This is a genomic window from Micromonospora sp. NPDC049175 (genome assembly GCF_043197345.1).
Classification (GTDB): domain Bacteria; phylum Actinomycetota; class Actinomycetes; order Mycobacteriales; family Micromonosporaceae; genus Micromonospora.
Genome location: NZ_JBICSY010000009.1, coordinates 101262 through 118939, shown reverse-complemented (window position 1 = coordinate 118939; position 17678 = coordinate 101262). Strand labels below are relative to the sequence as shown.

Here is a 17678-nt window from a genome sequence, read left to right as displayed (position 1 = left end):
GGCAACGGTACGCGATTCGAAGCGGCTTGCGCGGCCCGGCCGCCGGCAAGTTGACTCCGATCCGACGGTGTCAGCCGACGAGCAGCTGATGGGCTGCGAATTCCCGGTAGAGCGGGTCGGTGGCGGCCAGCTCGGCGTGGGTGCCGACGGCCACCACCCGACCGCCGTCGAGGACGACGATCTGGTCGGCGTCGACAACCGTGGCGAGCCGGTGCGCCACGATCAACAGGGTGCGACGGACGGCCACCGCGTCGATGGCGCGGCGCAGCGCGACCTCGTTGCGCGAGTCGAGGTTGCTCGTCGGCTCGTCGAGCAGCAGCACCGGCGGGCTGGCGAGCAGCGCGCGGGCGATGGCCAGCCGCTGCCGCTCACCCCCGGAGAGCAGCACCCCACCCTCGCCCACCTGGACGTCCAGGCCCTCGGCGGTGCGTTCCGCCAGGTGGCTCAGGTTGACCTCGTCGAGGACCCCGCGCAACCTGTCGTCGGTGGCGTCGGGGGTGGTGATCAGGAGGTTCTCCCGCAGCGTGCCGGCCAGCACGGGGGCCTCCTGCTCCACGTAGCCGAGCCGGGCGCGCAGCGCGTCGCGGGGCAGGTCCCGCACGTCGCTGCCGTCGATCCGGACCGCCCCGGCGCTCACCTCGTAGAAGCGCTCGACGAGCGCGAGCAGCGTCGACTTGCCGGCGCCCGAGGGCCCGACCAGCGCGGTACGGGTGCCGGCGGGCACCGCGAAGCTGACCTCGCGCAGCACCGGCTCGCCGCCCGGGTAGCCGAACCCCACCCGGTCGAACTCGATCATGGGGGCGGGGACGCGCGGGGTCGCCGTCACGACGGCCGACGCCGGCCGGTCCGCCGCGCCCTCCGCCGGCACGGCCAGGATCTCCTCGATCCGCTGCAGGGCGCCCAGGCCGGACTGCAACTGGGTGTACGCCCGCAGCACCTGGGCCAGCGGCAGGGCCAGGAAGAACAGGTACATGACGAAGGCGACCAGGTCACCCACGGTGATCGCCCCGGCGGCCACCCGAGCGCCGCCGATGGCGAGCACCAGCAGGAACGCGCCCTGCACGGTGAGCGAGCCGATCGGCCCGATCAGCGACTGCACCCGGGCCACCCGCAGCCCCGCCTCGTACGCCTCCCGGGCGCTGCCGGTGACGGCCTCCGTCTCCCGGGCCTCGGCCCGGCTGGCCCGGATGGTCCGGGCGGCCGAGATGGCCCGCTCCACCGCCGAGGTCATCTCCCCGATCCGCTCCTGGGCGGTGCGGGCCAACGCCCGGACCCGCCGGGCGAAGGTGGCCGCGAAGCCCAACCCGAGCCCCACCCCGAGCAGGGTGACGCCGAACAGCAGCGGGTCGAGCAGCACCATGGCGGTGCCGGCACCGACCACCATCACCGTCCCGGTGACCGTCTCGAAGAGCCCGGCGGTGACGACCGCCCGCAGCAGGGTGGTGTCCGAGCCGACCCGGGAGAGCAGGTCACCGGTGCGCCGGCTGTCGTACTCGGCGATGGGCAACCGCAGCAGGTGCCCGGCCAGCCGCCGCCGGGTACCCAGCACCAGCCCTTCGGCGGTGCGTTGCAGGAGATAGTCGCGCAGCCCGCCGATCGCCGCGGCGAGCACCACGAGGGACACCAGCACCGCCACCAGGTCGGAGACCGACTCGTCGGCGCTGATCCGGTCGAGCACCGACCGGGTGAGCAGCGGTTGGGCCAGCGACGCCGCCGCGCCGACGAGCGACAGGACGCCCACCACGACCAGGGTGCCGCGATGCTCCCGCAGGTACGGCAGCATCGCGGTCAGACCGGCCGGGCGGCCCGCGGCGGTGCCACCGGCCGACCGGTCCGTCGAGGTGCCACCGGCCGGCCGGTGCGTTGAGGCGCTCATCCCGCGAACGGTAACCGGCCCGGTCACCCCGCGGTGCCCGGTCCGGCGCGGCCGCTCAGGTGGAGAGCACCACCTGTAGCTCCTGGCGGCGACGCTCGGCCAGGTCGGTGAGCAGGGTCGGCGCCTCGTCGAACGGCACCACCGCGGAGACGACGTGCTTACGGATCACGTCTCCGTAGGCGCGGAGCAGGTCGACGGTCTCGGCGGAGAGCCGCTCCCGGTCCCAGGTGGGGGCGAGTCCGCGCGGCACCCGGCCGATCTGCGCGCAGCGCAGCGACAGGCCGTTGTGGTGGAACTCCTCACCGAGCCGGACCGCGTCCGCCCCGCCCTGGTAGAAGGCGAGGTCGATGACGGTGCCCTGGGGCCGCAGCAGCCGCAGGGCGAGCTGCAACGCCCACGCCTGCCCCCGGCACTGGAACACCACGTCGGCGCCCCGGTCGCCGGCGGTGTGCGCCCACCGGGTCTTGAGCACGACCGCCGGATCGTCCGCGTCCGGGTCGAGGGTCTCCAGACCGAGCGCCTCGGCGATCTGCCGGCGGTGCGGGGTGGGGTCGAGCACCACCACCGAGGCAGCGCCGTTGCGTCGGGCGAACAGCGCCGTCAGCAGCGCCACCACTCCCGCGCCGACCACGGCGACGCGCCGGCCGCGGACCCCGTCGCCGAGCGCGCGCACGTCGACGCCGTGCAGGTCGGCGGCGGCGTGCAGCAGGCCGTTGGCGCAGATCGGGCCCATGTGCGCGACGTAGACGCCGAGCAGCGGGTCCAGGTCGTCGGGCAGCTCCACGAACCGCTCGGCGACCGGGTCGGCCAGCCAGCCGGTGCGGTGCCCGTAGGTCATCGCGCCGACCGTGCCCACCGCGACGGCCGGGGTTTCGCTCTCCACCACCCGGCCGACCTGCATGTAGCCCAGTCGGGTCACCGGGTACGGCGTGCTCGCCGCTCCCGGTTGGAACAGCCCCAGGTCGGCGTTCCAGGTGACGTTGAGGTAGGGGTTGGTGCCCTTGACGTAGCTCAGCTCGGTGCCGGCCGAGACGCCGCTGAACAGCGTCTCGACCCGGAACGTGCCGGGGCGCAGCGGGGCGGCGTCCTGCTCCACCAGCTCCACGCGGCCCGGGCCGGTGACCACCACGACCGTGTCACGCATCGACGGTCACCCCCGTGCCGAGGGCCGCCGGCAGGCCCGGGGCGGCGAGTCGGACGGTCGCGCCGGTACGGGCCGAGTCGGCCACCGCGAGGGCCAGCCGTTGGGTCGCGAGGGCCTCGGCGTACGGGACGCGCACGTCGTCGCCGACGCCCCGGACGGCGTCGACGAAGGCGCGGTCCACCGCCACCCGGGCGGCGTCCGGGTCGGCGGGGACGTGTCGTTCCCCGTCGGCGTCCCGGATCGACAGGCCGTCCTCGCTCAGCGCCAGGGCCAGCCCGTCGGCGAGGATCTCCAATCCGGCGCGGTGCTTCCAGCCCAGCACGCAGGCGGCGCTGAGTGTGCCGACCGCGCCGTCGGCGAAGCGCAGGGCGGCGGTGGTCACCGAGTCGATGTCGGCGCCGTCGACAGGCGGCGGGGTGCCGTTGCCGTACGCGGTGACCTCGGTGACCTCCCCGGCCAGCACGCGGATCAGGTCGAGCACGTGCGCGGCCTGCTCGACCACCGGGCCACCGGAGCGGTCCCGCCGCGACCACCACGCCACCGGCGGCACCTTGTCCAGCCAGGCGCCGCTGACCATCCGCACCGGACGGTCGGCGAGCAGTTCGCGGGCCTCGTCGAGCACCGTCAGGTAACGCCAGTGGTGGCCGACGGCGGTACGCAGCCCGCTGCGGGCGACCAGGTCGGCGATCCGCTCGGCGGTACTCAGGTCGACCGATACGGGTTTTTCCACGAACATCGGCACGCCGGCCTCGATCACGGCTTCCTCCGCCGGACCGTGCGCGAACGGCGGCACACAGATGTAGACCGCGTCCGGGCCGGTGGCCAGTACCTCGGCGACGTCGGCGCAGGCTCGCCCGCCGTGCCGCCCGACCAGCGCGGACGCCGCCTCCGGTGTGACGTCGGTGACAGCTACCAGCTCGACGTCGTCGAAGCCGGCCAGCACCCGCGCGTGCCGTTGTGCCACTCCACCGGCTCCGACCAGACCCACCCGGCATACACGCATTCGACATCCCTTCGAAGACCTTTCATCCTGCGCCGGGAGCAGTCCCCTGGGGTGCGCGCAATCAAACGTTCATCACCTGGGAACGCTGACATGTCACCTTTGTGATCAAGCTGTTGCCAGGAAAGCGGTTAGAGCGTGATGCCGAATGGGAACAACTACTTTCGGTTTTTCCACGCACGAACGGAGGGGTGCCCGTGCGGGATACGACAGCGAACGTGTCACCGGTGGTGGAGGCCTGGGCCACGTACCGGACGACGTCGGCGGGGGATTGGCCGGCACGTCGGCTGCTGCGTGCCAAGGGAGCGACGCGGGTCAGTGTGGTGTTGCCGGCCCGCAACGAGGAGGCCACCGTCGGCGCGATCGTGTCGACCATCCGGGAGCACCTGATGGATCGGGTCGCCCTGGTCGACGAGTTGATCGTGGTGGATTCCCGGTCGACCGACCGGACCGCGCAGGTGGCCCGCGCCGCCGGTGCGGAGGTGGTCAGCCAGGACGCGATGACCCGGGGGCTGCCCCGACTGGCCGGCAAGGGCGACGCGCTCTGGGCCGGTTTGGCCGCCGCCGAGGGTGACGTGGTGGCATTCATCGACGCCGATCTGCGGGAGTTTCGCCCGCACTTCGTCAGCGGGCTGCTCGGCCCGCTGCTGACCGACCCGTCGGTCGATTTCGTGAAGGGCTTCTACCACCGCCCACTCGTGGGCGCCGCCAACGTGGAGCAGGACGGCGGAGGCCGGGTGACCGAGCTGATGGCCCGGCCACTGCTCAACCTGTTCTGGCCCGAGCTGGCCGGCTTCGTGCAGCCGCTCGCCGGCGAGTACGCGGGCCGCCGGGACGTGTTGGCCCGGGTGCCGTTCGTCTCCGGGTACGGGGTGGAGACGGCCATGATGATCGACCTGCTCGACCTGGTCGGCCTGGACGCGATGGCGCAGGTCGACCTCGGTGAGCGCAAGCACCGGCACCAGGACACGGCCGCCCTCGGCCGGATGTCCGCGCAGATCATGCTGACCGCTTGGTCCCGGTTGCAGCGGCGTGGCTGGGCGACCCCCGGGCTGACGCCGGAGGCGTTGCTGACGCAGTTCCGTCGCGGTGGCTCCGACACGCTGCCCAACCTCGACCGCGAGATCGTGGTCAGCGACGTGTCCATCGAGGAGCGCCCACCACTGGCCGAGCTGCGCCACCGGGTGCCCCGTCGCCGGGTGGCCGCCGCGTGAGCGCGAGGAGCGAGCCGATCGTGCGAGCCCCGCAGTCGGGGACCGGAAGCGCAGCCGCCGGGAAGGGACGGGCACGATGAGCCTGACCGTGCTGATGAACGCCGGCCCGTGGCTGTCCGTGCCGCCGCCCGGTTACGGCGGCATCGAGAACGTGATCGCCACGCTGGTGCCGGAGCTGCGGCGACTCGGCGTACGGGTGGTGCTCGCCTCGGTGGGCAGCAGCACCCTGCCGGTGGACGAACAGCTGTCGGTCTTCGCCGACGGGCAGTTCGCCGCGTTGCAGCGGCCGTACAACCAGGTCTGCGGGATCGCCCAGGCGCACCTGGCCGGGGTGGTACGGGAGCTGCACTCCCGCGACGACATCGACCTGGTGCACGACCACGTGGAGGCGGTCGGGCTGGCCACTCTCGCGGCGATGGGACCGGCCGGCCCGCCGACCCTGCACACCCTGCACTGGGACCTGGCCAAGCATCCGGCGCTCTACGGCGCCCTGGACGGCGGCGACCGGGTCCGGGTCAACGGCGTCTCCGCGTCGCAGCTGGCCCGCGCGCCGCTGGCGTTGCGGGAGCACTCGGTGGGCCACGTGCACCTGTCCACCCCGCTCGCCGTCGACGCCGACCGGCGGCCCCGACCCGAGAAGGGCGAGCACCTGCTCATCCTGGGCCGGATCAACCCGGGCAAGGGGCAGGACGTGGGTGCCCGACTCGCGCACCGCGTCGGTTTCCCGCTGGTCCTGGCGGGGCCGGTCGGCCCGTATCACCGGCCCGCCGATCTCGCCGCGGCCGGCGACGAGGCCCGGCAGAACCCGGACGTGCGCTTCTTCCTCGACGAGGTGGCGCCCCACGTCGACGGCGACCTGGTCCGCTGGGTCGGCACCGTGGCCGGTCAGGAGCGCGACGACCTGCTCGCCAGCGCCCGCGCGTCGCTGTTCCCGCTGCGCTGGGAGGAGCCGGGCGGCACGGCGGTCGTCGAGTCGCTGGCCCTGGGCACGCCTGTGGTGGCCACCGCCCGGGGCTGCCTGCCGGAGCTGATCGAGCACGGCCGCACCGGGCTGCTCACCACCGACGAGGAGGAGCTGGGCGACCTCGTACTCGGAGCCGGCCTGCTCGACCCCGACGAGTGCCGGCGGGTCGCCGCGCAGCGGTTCACCCCCGCGGTGATGGCGCAGCGCTACGTCGAGCTGTACGAGCGCGTCCGCCACCTGGCCACCGCACCGAGACTGCTCCCCGCCTGACCGGCGACCAGACCAGACCAGCGCAGCGACCCGGCACGGCCGGCGACCCGGTTTGGCGGGGGCGGCAGCGGGTAGGCCCGCAGCCTCATGCCCGCCGCGCAGCGAGGAGCCGGTGATGGTCGGTCCGATGGCGCACTCCCGGGCGCGCCCCAACCCGGCCGACGGCAGGCCGCCGGTGCGCCGCGCCGCGGCCTCGGCGGGGGTGCTGTTCCTGCTTGTCGGCGCGCTCGGCTTCGTGCCGGGGATCACCAGCGGCATGGACGCCCTACGCTTCGCCGGCCACGGCTCGGGGGCGTACCTGTTCGGCGTCTTCCAGGTGTCGGTGCTGCACAACCTCGTACACCTGGCCTTCGGGGTGGCCGGTCTGGTGCTGGCCCGGACGGTCAGCGGCGCCCGGACGTTCCTGATCGGCGGCGGCGCCGTCTACCTGGTGTTGTGGTTGTACGGGCTGGCGGTGGACCACGACACCGGGGCGAACGTCCTGCCGGTCAACGACGCCGACGGCTGGCTGCACCTCGGGCTCGGCGCCGGCCTGATCGCGCTGGGGATCGGCACCGGACGGCACCGTTCGTGACCTGCCCGTTTCGCGGCGTGACCTGGCTCGCCTCGCGGCCGATTCCGTTTGGCGCGGGACGGCGTCGGGTAGTTGGCAGATCCCGACCCACGAAGCGAAGCGAGGGCGCCGATGTCCAGCCGGATCACCTGCGACGTGCGCACCACGGCACCGGTGGCGGTCGTCCGGCTCAGTGGCGCACTGGACCTGGGCACCATGCGCTCGGTGCACCAGGCGCTCAACGGCGCTCTCGTCGAACAGACCGAGGCGCTCGTGGTCGACATGGCCGAGGTCGACGTTCGCGACCGGCTGGCGCTGTCGGTCTTCGCCGCGACCGCGCGCCGGGCCGAGGAGTGGCCGTCCGTGCCGGTCGTGCTCTGCTCCCCGACGCCGCTGGCCGCGCGGTGGCTGGCCGAGTCGACCACCTGCCGGGTGGTCCCGACGTCGCCGGACTGCGCCGAGGCGACCCGGGTGGCCGGCACGACGTCCACCTTGCGGATGCGGGCCCGGCTGGAGCCGGTGGCCGGGGCCTGCCGGCGGGCCCGGGACCTGGTGACCGACGCGTGCGCGCGGTGGAACCTGCCGGACGCGTCCGGCCCGGCCGCGCTGGTGCTCAGCGAGCTGGTCGGCAACGTGGTCCGGCACGCCGGCACGCCGATGCAGGTGACGGTGACCCTGCGCCGGCCGTACCTGCACCTCGCCGTGGTGGACGGCAGCAGCGCCCAGGCCCGGGCGGGCGGGACGGATCTGCACGCCGAGGGTGGGCGGGGCCTGCTGCTGGTACGGGAGCTGACCCAGCGCTGGGGCAGCGTGCCGGCCGGTCCGGGCAAGGCCGTCTGGGCGATGCTGCCGGCGACCTGAGCGTTCGAGGTGCTCGCGCCGGTACTGGCGATCTGACCGAAATTCCCGCTCTGGGCTGGTTACATGGTGCACGGGTCGGGTAGGCACGCCCGTCCTTTCTGCCGTCACGACGGGGTGAGCAGCCATGCCCAAGCGGGTAACCACGGAACCCGGTCGCGATCGGGGCCCGGCGATCCTGGCGCCGGCCCGCTTCGGGGGGTTCCCCGGAGCGGTACGAGCACCGGTCCCCGGCAGCTCGTTGATCAAATTTCTCGCGACCACCGACCACAAACAGATCGGCCTGCTGTATCTGCTGACGTCCTTCGGGTTCTTCCTGCTGGCCGGGCTGCAGGCGATGCTGATGCGCGCCGAGCTGGCCCGCCCGGGGATGCAGTTCCTCTCCTCCGAGCAGTACAACCAGCTCTTCACCTCGCACGGCGCGGTGATGCTGCTGCTGTTCGCCACTCCGGCGGCGTTCGGGTTCGCCAACTTCATCGTGCCGATCCAGATCGGCGCACCGGACGTGTCGTTCCCCCGCCTCAACGCGCTGGCCTACTGGCTGTACCTGTTCGGTGGGCTGATGGTGGTCGGCGGGTTCCTCGCCCCCGGCGGCTCGGCGGACTTCGGGTGGACCGCGTACAACCCGCTGAGCAGCGTCGAGAACAGCCCCGGGGTGGGCGCGAACATGTGGGTGCTCGGCCTGGTCGTCTCCGGGCTCGGCACCATCCTCGGCGCGGTCAACCTGATCACCACGATCCTCACCCTGCGCGCGCCCGGGATGACCATGTTCCGGATGCCGATCTTCACCTGGAACATGCTGTTCACGAGCGTGCTGGTGATCCTCGTCTTCCCGCTGCTGGCCGCCGCGCTGCTGGCGCTGTCCGCCGACCGACTGCTCAACGCGCACGTGTACGACGCGGCCACCGGCGGCCCGATGCTCTGGCAACACCTGTTCTGGTTCTTCGGCCACCCCGAGGTGTACATCATCGCGTTGCCGTTCTTCGGCATCATCACCGAGATCATCCCGGTCTTCTCCCGCAAGCCGCTCTTCGGCTACACCGGGATCGTGCTGGCCACCATCGCGATCACCGTGCTGTCCATGACGGTCTGGGCGCACCACATGTTCGCCACCGGCCAGGTGCTGCTGCCGTTCTTCAGCATCCTGAGCTACCTGATCGCCGTGCCGACCGGCGTGAAGTTCTTCAACTGGATCGGCACCATGTGGAAGGGACAACTCACCTTCGAGACGCCGATGCTGTTCGCCATCGGCTTCCTGGTCACCTTCCTGCTCGGCGGGCTCACCGGGGTCCTGCTGGCCAGCCCGCCGGTCGACTGGCACACCCACGACAGCTACTTCGTGGTGGCGCACTTCCACTACGTGGTCTTCGGCACCGTGGTCTTCGCCCTCTTCGGCGGCTACTACTTCTGGTGGCCGAAGATGACCGGGCGGCTGCTCGACGAGCGGCTCGGCAAGGCGCACTTCTGGACGATGTTCATCGGCTTCCACGGCACCTTCCTGGTGCACCACTGGCTGGGCGCCGAGGGCATGCCGCGCCGGTACGCCGACTACCTGCCCAGCGACGGCTTCACCACGCTGAACACGATCTCCAGCATCTTCGCGTTCATCCTCGGCCTGTCCACGTTGTTCTTCATCTACAACGCGTGGAAGTCCTGGCGGTACGGGGCGGTGGTGACCGTCGACGACCCGTGGGGCTTCGGCAACTCCCTCGAATGGGCGACAAGCTGCCCGCCGCCGCTGCGCAACTTCGACCGGATGCCCCGGATCCGCTCCGAGCGCCCCGCCTTCGACCTGAAGTACGGCCCGCTCGTCGCCGACCTGGGCCGGGACCTGCCGCAGCGCACCACGAAGCCGCCGCAGCACTTCGCCGAGGAGCTGCGGACGGAGCACCACACGCCGGAGTCGCCGGCCGCCGAGGGCGCGCACGGCGCCCGGGACGCGACCGACTTCCAGCCGGCGCCGCGGTCCGGCGCCCGGCCGGTGGACGTGCCGGAGCCCGAGGGCGTCCGTCGGCCGAGCTTCGAGCAGAGCGACGCGCCCAAGGACGCCGAGGACGCGCCGAAGCCGCACGAACGCTGGCGGCACCCGCACAGCGACGGCAACCCCGAAAACCACTGATCGGCGTACGCGCGCAGGGCCGACACCCGATGGTGTCGGCCCTCGTCGTGTCGGTCGGTGCGCGTGCCGCCCCGATCTCGCGGGACGGGAGGGAGCGCCGCGCCAGTGGCGTGGCTCAGTCCCGCACGGGTGCCAGGCCGGCGGCGGTGAGCGAGCGGCGTACCGCGGGTTGGACCCGGGTCAGCCGCAGCGGTACGCCGGTCCGCTCCGCCGCCTCGTGCCCGGCCATCAGCGCGGCGATCCCCCCGGCGTCGAACCCACCCGCGCCGACCAGGTCGACGACCACCTCGCTGGGCTGGCCGGTGACCGCTTCCAGCATGGCCCGGCGCAACTGGTCCGCGCCGTCGCGGTCGATCTCGCCGCCGACCTCGACCACCACGCGGTCGCCGTTCTGCTTCACCGAGATCCGGGTCTTGCCCGGGTCGGGTTCGGCGGCGCCGTTCTGCCAGGGCGGCGGCGCGTCGGCGAGCATCGCCTGACGCAGCCAGGTCAGCGCCCGCGACAGCAGCCGGGACACGTGCATCTGCGAGATGCCGAACCGGGCGGCGATCTCGGCCTGGGTCTGGTTGCCGTAGAAGCGCATCGCCAGGATGCGCCGCTCACGCCAGGGCAGTCGGTGCAAAAGGCCGCTCACCGTGACCCGGTCGTCGACCGACTCCAGGGCGTTGTCCGACTCGCCGACCAGGTCGCCGAACTCCGCGGAGCTCTCACCACCCACCGGGGCGTTGAGCGAGGCAGGGCTGTAGCCGGCCGCCGACTCCAGCGCGGCGAGGATCTCCTCCTGCGGCGTCTCCAGTCGGGCCGACAGTTCGGCCACCGACGGCGCCCGGGACAGTTCGCTTGTCAGCGCGGCGGTGGCCTGTCCGACCTCGAGGATCAGGTCCCGCAGTCGGCGGGGCACGTGCACGCCCCAGGTGCGGTCCCGGAAATGGCGTTTGATCTCCCCCACGATGGTGATCGCGGCGTACGCCGTGAACGAGCCCCGTTCCGGGTCATACCTGTCGACGGCGTTGACCAGCCCCAGCCGGGCCACCTGTTCCAGGTCCTCCAGCGGCTCCCCACGACCCCGGTACCGGCGGGCCAGCCGCCCGGCGAACGGCAGCGCGAAGCGCACCAGGTCGTCGCGTGCCTCCCCCCGCCGCTCCGGCGGAAGCCCGGCGATCCGGGCCGCGTACGCCAGTGCCGCCGCGTCGAGGTCCTCCAGACCTCGGTCGTTGGGTGGTGGTGGTGTGGTCGTGGTCGTGCTCGTCTGTCCGAACATCCGCGCCTCCCTCAGGAAGGTCCCCCGCCCGGATCGGGAAACCGGTCGTGCGCGTGGTCGAGCCACGCACCGGGCCGGAAAAGTGGGTAAGTGACTGGGATGCCAGCGGGCGACACCGCGTCTACGCAGCGCAATCAGACCGTCGCAGCCAGCGATGTTCCCGCTCCGTAGGTACTCAATCACGGGACCCCGGGTTCGCGAGGAAGTTTCGGCGTGCTCCGCCTCAGGAGACCAGCAACCCCTGGTGGCCGCCGCTGTCGCGGAGCACGGCCAGCGCCTCTGCGGCCCCCAGCGGGGGCGGCACGGGCAGGTCGTACGGCTGGGCCCGCAGCACCTCGGTGGCCCGGCGGGTCGGCACCGAGGTGACCGGGTAGCCCCGGGCGGCGGTCCGGTCCAACGCCCGACGGCGCCGCCCGAACCCGGCCACCGCCAGCCACTGCGGCAGCCCGGCCAGCGCCGGTGAGCGCATCCCGGGAGGCTCGGGCAGCACGTCCACGGAGGTGAACGCCTCGCTGCCGGCCAGCCACCACTCGGCCTCGTCGACGCTGCGCCGGGTGGCGTTCTCACACCAGTACGGCACCAGCCCCGCCCGCACCACCTGCCACGGGTCGAGCAGCCGGCCGCACTCCACCACCAACCGGTCACCGGTCTTGCCGGCGCCGCGCAGCCACCGCCGGTACAGGTCGGCCACGCCCGCGCTCAGCGCACCCGGCCGGGGCGCCAACACCCGGTGCAGCGGGTGTTGGTGCTGGGCGGTCCAGTTCCGCACGGCCGGTTCGAAGGCCGGGTCGACGTCGTACTCGGCGTAGCCCGACGGGACGGAGACCGCCGGTGGCTCCCAGCGGGCCGCGTCGCCGCCGACGGAGCGCAGCACCTGCCGCAGCGCGTGGCTGTCCGGGTGGAAGTCGACCGGGTCCAGCCCGCTGGCCGGGCAGCCGACCTGGAAACTGTGGCCGGGACCGTGCTCCAGCACCGGCCAGGTGCGCGCGTCGCGGACCAGCAGCACGGGGGCGCCCGGGAGCAGCCGGTCGGCCAGAAACTGCGCGTACGCGGCCGGCAGGGCCCGCCACGCGGCGGTCAGCGACACCGTGGCCCCGGTCAGCGGGCCCCGGCTGGCCGGGCAGTGCACCTGACGCAGGTGCAGGTCGGCGTTGCCGGCGAGCAGCCGGGCGGCGAGTGTCGCGCCGTGCTCGAGCGCGTCCGCCGGGCGGTCCACCGCGCCGTCGGACCAGTGCACGGACATCTCGAAGCCGGCCGGCAACCACGGCACGCCGAGGGCCACCGCGAGGTGTGCCGTCGCGCCGTGCGGCGAGCCGATCAGCACCCCGGGGTAGCGCCGGCGGGGATACTGGTCGACGAACCAGCGGGCCACCCGGGCGGCGTCCACCTCGTCGACCTGGGCCACGGTGAGCGCGACCCGACCGGCGGCGCGGGTGACCGCGGCGCGGCGTACCGGCTCCGGCGCGCCCGGGAAGCGCGACGTCGGCCCGGTGTGCCCGAGGTCGGCGCAGTCCACCCCGCGCAACGCCCGGGCGGTGGCGGCGACCAACACCCGGGCGGCGCTGCCCTCGGCCACGACCCGGTCGCCGGCGAGACCGGCGCCATCGGCCGTGAGCCCCTTGTGCACCTTGTGCACCGGCCCCACCTTGCCTCGTTCGCTCACCACGCGGCCCGGCTTCCCGTACCGATGGGGTTCAAACGGGGCATCACCCACCCGGCAGTACATTCCGCTGGTCAGCGGGGTGCGCCGGTCATCACCGCCGTTCGGCGACGATCCGCCGGAGTCGCCTCTTCGACGGCGGTCGGCACGGGTTTCGGTAGGGTCAGGGCGGGCACTTCCGGGCCATGCGCACCGACGACACGAGCGAATCAGCCGCCGCCACGATCACCCCGTACGAGGACGGACCGCTGCTGGTCCGGGGCGACTTCGCGCTCGTCACGCCGGACGGCGAGCACATCGACGCGCGCCGGGGCACCGTGGCGTTGTGCAGGTGCGGCAAGTCGGCGCTCAAACCGTTCTGCGACGGCACCCACAAGGCGATCAACTTCCGCGCCGGGACCACCCGCGAGGGGTGACCCCAGGCCGTCGCGTCCCGCAGCGAGAGCGCGCGGGAACGGGCCGTACCCATCTTCACGCCCCCTTTGCTTTGCACCCGTCCGCGCACCACGCACGCTCCGTGACTGGCGCGCGGACGGGTGCAGAGCAAAGGGGGCAAGCAACCCACCTGGCAGGCCCGCGACCCACACGCCCGCGGTCAATCCCCGCCGGCCCCATCCGCGTCCGGCGAGCCCTTCGACTTCCGGACGTGCCGAGCCCGTCGGATCAGACGAGCGCGGGCGGGGCCGGCGGAGCGACCGCGGGCAACGCGGTGAGCGAGACGGTCGGCGGAACGGTGGGCGGGGCGGGTGACCGCAGGGAGCTGCGGCCGGCGGCCCAGCTGTCCAGCAGGTGTCCGGCGAACAACCGGTCCACCGCGAGCCCGGCGGCCGCCCCGAAGAGCACGTCGGGGGCGAGGGCCGGTTCGACGCGGATCAGGCCGCCGCACATGTCGTGGGCGGCGATCTGCTCGTGGACCGCGTCGGCCTCGACGTGCTCGTCGTAGAAGCGGGTGGCCACCTCGTCGAGGCCGAGCCGGCGTAGCCCGTTGCCGTAGCGGCGGTTCGGCAGCGAGGAGGTCATCTCGAACGCGGCCAGGTGCCCCAGCAGCGCGCCGCGCCACCGCCGGTGCAGCCCGAACAGCGACATCAGGTTGTTGGTCGCCAGCGTCACCGCGGGTGCCGCGTCCAGGTGTGCGCCGTACGCGGTGTCCAGCCCCAGTCGTTCGAGGGTGCTCCGGAACAGCTCGGCGTGCATCCGGTCCAGCCGGCCGTTGCCGTACTCGTCGGTCTGGATCTCCACGAGGGCGGCCTTGGCCGGCCCGCCGAGGCGGGGCAGCGCCCAACTGTGTGGGTCCGCCTCGCGCAGGTGGTAGACGGAGCGGTGGGTGACGAACTCGCGGAACTGGGAGAGGTCGGCGCGGCGTTGCAGCGTCGCGGCCAGCGGCGGGCCGTCGTCGGCCGCGACCACCTCGGCCAGGCCGGCCGCCACCCCGGCGGCCGGCACCCGCGGCGCGCCGACCAGCCGGCGCAGCGCCGCCTCGAAGGGCCGTTCGGCTTCGGCTCGCAGCGCGAGCAGCGTTGGCTGCCACTCCCACGCCTCGTCCACCCCGCACCAACCCCGGTAGTGCAGCTCGTAGCAGAGGAACAGGGTGAGCTGAAGGTCCTCGTCCGTGATCGCGTCGACGGGATCGAGGTCGGCGCCGAGGCCCGCCGGCAGGTCGTGCGGCGGGCGACGGAAGGCGTCGAGCACCGCGGCGGAGACCGGGCCGCGCGACCGGGGCAGGGTCGCCGGACCGTAACGGCGGTCAGCGGACTCGGACATGGGACCTCCAGCGTCGTCGGGCCGCTACTGATGCCCTGGCCGAGAGCGGTTAAACGAGGTCATCGGCGTTCGCGGTGACCTCCACCTGCTCCCGAACCTTCCGGGCCGGAGCGCCATCGGCGTACAGGCCCCGCAGGTCGGCGAACGCCGGCTCCGGCGGCGCCAGCGACACCATCGGGTCGACGACCGCCTCCAGGACGCAGGGACGGTCCGCGGCGAGGGCCTCGTCCCAGGCCGCGCCGACCAACTCCGGACGGTCCACCCGCACACCGTGCAGGCCCAGCAGGCGGGCCCAACCGGCGTACGGCACGTCGGGGCGGCGGTGGGCCGGGTCGGACGACGGCTGCCGCCCCCCACCCATGCCGTTCTGGTCGCGGTTGTTGAGCACCAGCACCACCAGCCGAGGATCGGACCACCGCTGCCAGTGGTGCGACACGGTGATCAGCTCGGCCAGTCCGTTGAGCTGCATCGCCCCGTCGCCGAGTAGCGCGATCACCGGTTGGTCGGGGGCGGCCAGCTTGGCGGCCACCGCGTACGGCAGCGCACAGCCCATCGAGCCCAGGGTGCCGCAGAGCTGCGCGTTCACCCCCGGTGGCAGGGTGAGGTGCCGGGCGTACCAGTAGAGGACCGAGCCGACGTCGACCGCGACCGCCCCGGCGCTCGGCAGGCGGGCCGACAGCTCCTGGAGGACGAGTTGCGGGTTGACCGGGTCGGCGGGCGCGGCCACCCGCTCGGCGGCGACCTCCCGCCACCGGTCCACCGAACTCTCCACGGTGGCGCGCCACCCCTGGTCGGATCGACCACGCAGCCGGGTCAGCAACGCCCGCAACGTCTCGGCGGCGTCGCCGACCAGCGGCACGTCGGCCGGGTAGCGGGTGCCGATCCGGCGGCCGTCGATGTCGATCTGCACCGTACGGGCCTGCTCGGGCATCGGGAAGTAGTCGGTCCACGGGTCGTTCGTGCCGACCATCAGCAGGGTGTCGCAGCCACCCATCAGCTCGGCGGCGGCCGGGGTGCCGACCTCGCCGAGCACCCCGGTGTGAAACGGCAGCCGCTCGTCGAGCACCGGCTTGCCCAGCAGTGAGCTGGCCACCCCGGCGCCGAGCCGGTCGGCAACCTCGATGATCTCGGTGGCCGCGTCCCGCCCGCCCTGTCCCACCAGGATCGCGACGCGCTGGCCGCCACCGAGCAGTTGCGCGGCGGCGTCGAGGTCCGCCTCGTGCGGCAGCACCCGGGCCAGCGGCTCACCGGGGGTGGCCGAGACCACCCCGACGGCGGACGCCTGCACGTCGGGCACCACCGCCTCCTGCAACTCCCGGGGCAACACGACGCAGGTCGGGCTGCGGGTCGCCGCCGCCGTCCGGAACGCCTGGTCCAGCAGCGCGGCCACGTCCTCGGGGTTGCGGCCGTAGCGGACGAACTGGTTGCACACGTCGCCGAAGAGCCGACTCAACCCGATCTCCTGGTGCGCGCCGCCGAGCGGCCCGGAGATGTCCTCCCCGACGATCGCCACCACCGGCTTGCTGTCCAGCTTGGCGTCGTAGAGGCCGTTGAGCAGTTGGACGGCGCTGGGCCCCTGGGTGGCGAGGCAGACCCCGATACCGCCGGTGAACTTGGCGTGCCCGGTGGCCATGAACGAGGCGGTCTCCTCGTGCCGGGCCGGGACGAACGCCGGTTCGCCGCCAGCGCGGTCCAACGCCTCGACAAGCGGGGCGATCGCCTCGCCCGGATAGCCGAAGGCGCGGGGCACCCGCCAGGCCAGGAGCCGCTCCACCACGAGATCCGCCACCCGGCGCTCAGCCATTGCCGCGCCCCGGTGTGCTGGGGTCGACGTAGCGCAACACCGCGCCGACGCCGTCGGTGAGCTCGGGAGCCTCCTCCGGGCCCAGCACGGTCAGTGCCGCGTCGGTGCCGACCAGGGCGCGGACCAGCGCGGCGTCGGCGCGTACCCGCTGGGGTTCGGCCACCGACATCGCGGCCAACTGCCCCGCGTCGACGGCGATCTCGGTGGGCTCCGATCCGATCCACAGCTCACCGTCGGCCGACGGGTCGTCCACGATGATCATGGTGTCGACCTGGTTGCGTTGCAGGGCCGAGACGACCGCGCCGAGGCCGGCGCCCACGTCCTCCTGCACCCCGAACCGGTCCAGGGCGGCGCTGATCCGCTGGTCGGCGACCTCGGCGATGGTCTGCACGGTGAGGTCGTCGAGCATCGTCTGGTCGGCGCCGCCGGCCCGCGACCCGGCATCGGTACGGACCACCAGGTCCTGCCAGCGCTCCGGCATCTGGGCGGCGATCATCCCGGTGGCCCGGACGTCACCGGCGACCACCACCACGTCCGCGCCGACCCGGTCGGCCAGCTGCACCGTCGCGGCGGTGACGTCACCGGCGTTCTGGTGCCAGGCCTCCATGGCGGCCCGCTGGTAGCGCGACTGGGACCAGCCACCGGGCTTCGTCCGCCGCAGCGGGAACTCGTCCCGCCCGGCGACGTGCGCCCGCCGGGGCACCCCGCCGGCGCTGACCGCCATCGCGTCCGCGCCCAGGCGGTCGGCGATCACCCGTACCCAGGCCACCTGTTCGCCCCGTTGGGCGAGCAGCGGCATCACGTGCGGCAGCGGCGCGAAACTGGCCAGGTCACGCAGTGGTGGCGCGGACAGGTACTCGGAGAGCACCACCCGCCCGTGACTCGCGAAGACCGCGAGGCCGTAGTCCCCGACCATCGGGTCGTGGCCACGGATCACCCGGTCCAACGCGGCGATGCTCGCCTCGTCCGCGCCCTGTTCGGTCAGGCGACGTTCCAGGGCACGCCAGCGCAGGTCCAGCGCGGGATGGGCGTCCTCCGTGTCGGCGGAGGCGTCCAGGTACACCGAGCACCACGGCCCGGGACGGTCGTAGAGCGGGCGCAGGAAGGACAGCTGCATGCTCGACCCCTTTCCAGCTCGGCCCCCCGCTTACCCCTGTCGCCCGGGATGTCACCTCGCAGCCGTGAGCCCGTGAC

Annotated in this window: 14 protein-coding genes; 6 read left to right on the top strand and 8 right to left on the bottom strand. The window is 73.4% G+C overall.

Annotated features, from left to right (window positions below):
- Window positions 1-70: 70 nt before the first annotated feature.
- The 3 genes from ACGFH8_RS29255 to ACGFH8_RS29245 are packed head-to-tail and all read right to left on the bottom strand — an operon-like array spanning window position 71 to window position 4023.
- The gene (locus tag ACGFH8_RS29255) at window positions 71-1876 is read right to left on the bottom strand and encodes an ABC transporter ATP-binding protein (RefSeq protein WP_393373338.1); all 1806 of its coding nucleotides are present in this window, start codon (window positions 1874-1876) and stop codon (window positions 71-73) included.
- 55 nt (window positions 1877-1931) lie between these two features.
- Complete coding sequence (locus ACGFH8_RS29250; RefSeq protein WP_393373336.1) at window positions 1932-3020, bottom strand: zinc-binding dehydrogenase; 1089 nt, start codon at window positions 3018-3020, stop codon at window positions 1932-1934.
- Complete coding sequence (locus tag ACGFH8_RS29245; RefSeq protein WP_393373334.1) at window positions 3013-4023, bottom strand: Gfo/Idh/MocA family protein; 1011 nt, start codon at window positions 4021-4023, stop codon at window positions 3013-3015. Before ACGFH8_RS29245 ends, ACGFH8_RS29250 begins: the two co-directional genes overlap by 8 nt.
- Before the next feature lie 227 nt (window positions 4024-4250).
- Between ACGFH8_RS29245 and ACGFH8_RS29240 the strand changes: the two genes are divergently transcribed.
- From ACGFH8_RS29240 to ctaD, 5 genes are all read left to right on the top strand, one after another.
- Entirely contained in the window at window positions 4251-5234 is a 984-nt protein-coding gene (locus ACGFH8_RS29240) for a glucosyl-3-phosphoglycerate synthase (RefSeq protein ID WP_393373593.1), read from the top strand.
- Between the two features lie 76 nt (window positions 5235-5310).
- Window positions 5311-6468: a glycosyltransferase gene (locus tag ACGFH8_RS29235; RefSeq protein ID WP_393373331.1), complete on the top strand. Its 1158-nt coding sequence runs from the start codon at window positions 5311-5313 to the stop codon at window positions 6466-6468.
- A 115-nt stretch (window positions 6469-6583) separates the two neighbouring features.
- On the top strand, window positions 6584-7042 hold the full coding sequence (locus ACGFH8_RS29230; RefSeq protein WP_393373328.1) for a DUF4383 domain-containing protein: 459 nt from the start codon (window positions 6584-6586) through the stop codon (window positions 7040-7042).
- 111 nt (window positions 7043-7153) lie between these two features.
- Complete coding sequence (locus ACGFH8_RS29225) at window positions 7154-7882, top strand: STAS domain-containing protein (protein WP_393373326.1); 729 nt, start codon at window positions 7154-7156, stop codon at window positions 7880-7882.
- Window positions 7883-8006: 124 nt separating this feature from the next.
- Complete coding sequence (gene ctaD / locus ACGFH8_RS29220; protein ID WP_393373323.1) at window positions 8007-9998, top strand: cytochrome c oxidase subunit I; 1992 nt, start codon at window positions 8007-8009, stop codon at window positions 9996-9998.
- A gap of 115 nt (window positions 9999-10113) precedes the next feature.
- Here ctaD and ACGFH8_RS29215 read toward each other — a convergent pair whose 3' ends face one another.
- Both ACGFH8_RS29215 and ACGFH8_RS29210 read right to left on the bottom strand, forming a co-directional pair.
- Window positions 10114-11259, bottom strand: coding sequence for a SigB/SigF/SigG family RNA polymerase sigma factor (locus ACGFH8_RS29215; protein WP_393373321.1), 1146 nt, complete (start codon window positions 11257-11259; stop codon window positions 10114-10116).
- A 223-nt stretch (window positions 11260-11482) separates the two neighbouring features.
- Window positions 11483-12925, bottom strand: a complete 1443-nt coding sequence (locus tag ACGFH8_RS29210) for a hypothetical protein (RefSeq protein WP_393373319.1) — start codon at window positions 12923-12925, stop codon at window positions 11483-11485.
- A 179-nt stretch (window positions 12926-13104) separates the two neighbouring features.
- Here ACGFH8_RS29210 and ACGFH8_RS29205 point away from each other — a divergent pair, with 179 nt between their 5' ends.
- Window positions 13105-13335, top strand: a complete 231-nt coding sequence (locus ACGFH8_RS29205) for a CDGSH iron-sulfur domain-containing protein (RefSeq protein ID WP_357524679.1) — start codon at window positions 13105-13107, stop codon at window positions 13333-13335.
- Window positions 13336-13582: 247 nt separating this feature from the next.
- On the opposite strand, the gene ACGFH8_RS29200 is transcribed toward ACGFH8_RS29205, so the two are convergent.
- The 3 genes from ACGFH8_RS29200 to ACGFH8_RS29190 are packed head-to-tail and all read right to left on the bottom strand — an operon-like array spanning window position 13583 to window position 17601.
- Window positions 13583-14680 (bottom strand): iron-containing redox enzyme family protein, encoded by a 1098-nt coding sequence (locus tag ACGFH8_RS29200; RefSeq protein WP_393373316.1) that lies wholly within the window; start codon window positions 14678-14680, stop codon window positions 13583-13585.
- A 49-nt stretch (window positions 14681-14729) separates the two neighbouring features.
- On the bottom strand, window positions 14730-16484 hold the full coding sequence (locus ACGFH8_RS29195) for a thiamine pyrophosphate-binding protein (RefSeq protein ID WP_393373313.1): 1755 nt from the start codon (window positions 16482-16484) through the stop codon (window positions 14730-14732).
- Window positions 16477-17601 carry a Vms1/Ankzf1 family peptidyl-tRNA hydrolase gene (locus tag ACGFH8_RS29190; RefSeq protein ID WP_393373312.1) on the bottom strand — a complete coding sequence of 375 codons (1125 nt, stop codon included), beginning with the start codon at window positions 17599-17601 and terminating at the stop codon, window positions 16477-16479. Before ACGFH8_RS29190 ends, ACGFH8_RS29195 begins: the two co-directional genes overlap by 8 nt.
- Between the last annotated feature and the right edge of the window lie 77 nt (window positions 17602-17678).

What these genes read in the sequence shown, in the direction of transcription:
- ACGFH8_RS29255 (WP_393373338.1), bottom strand. Translation starts at nt 1,876, where the DNA reads ATGAGCGCCTCAACGCACCGGCCGGCCGGTGGCACCTCGACGGACCGG.
- ACGFH8_RS29250 (WP_393373336.1), bottom strand. Translation starts at nt 3,020, where the DNA reads ATGCGTGACACGGTCGTGGTGGTCACCGGCCCGGGCCGCGTGGAGCTG.
- ACGFH8_RS29245 (WP_393373334.1), bottom strand. Translation starts at nt 4,023, where the DNA reads ATGCGTGTATGCCGGGTGGGTCTGGTCGGAGCCGGTGGAGTGGCACAA.
- ACGFH8_RS29235 (WP_393373331.1), top strand. Translation starts at nt 5,311, where the DNA reads ATGAGCCTGACCGTGCTGATGAACGCCGGCCCGTGGCTGTCCGTGCCG.
- ACGFH8_RS29230 (WP_393373328.1), top strand. Translation starts at nt 6,584, where the DNA reads ATGGTCGGTCCGATGGCGCACTCCCGGGCGCGCCCCAACCCGGCCGAC.
- ACGFH8_RS29225 (WP_393373326.1), top strand. Translation starts at nt 7,154, where the DNA reads ATGTCCAGCCGGATCACCTGCGACGTGCGCACCACGGCACCGGTGGCG.
- ctaD (WP_393373323.1), top strand. Translation starts at nt 8,007, where the DNA reads ATGCCCAAGCGGGTAACCACGGAACCCGGTCGCGATCGGGGCCCGGCG.
- ACGFH8_RS29215 (WP_393373321.1), bottom strand. Translation starts at nt 11,259, where the DNA reads ATGTTCGGACAGACGAGCACGACCACGACCACACCACCACCACCCAAC.
- ACGFH8_RS29205 (WP_357524679.1), top strand. Translation starts at nt 13,105, where the DNA reads ATGCGCACCGACGACACGAGCGAATCAGCCGCCGCCACGATCACCCCG.
- ACGFH8_RS29200 (WP_393373316.1), bottom strand. Translation starts at nt 14,680, where the DNA reads ATGTCCGAGTCCGCTGACCGCCGTTACGGTCCGGCGACCCTGCCCCGG.
- ACGFH8_RS29195 (WP_393373313.1), bottom strand. Translation starts at nt 16,484, where the DNA reads ATGGCTGAGCGCCGGGTGGCGGATCTCGTGGTGGAGCGGCTCCTGGCC.
- ACGFH8_RS29190 (WP_393373312.1), bottom strand. Translation starts at nt 17,601, where the DNA reads ATGCAGCTGTCCTTCCTGCGCCCGCTCTACGACCGTCCCGGGCCGTGG.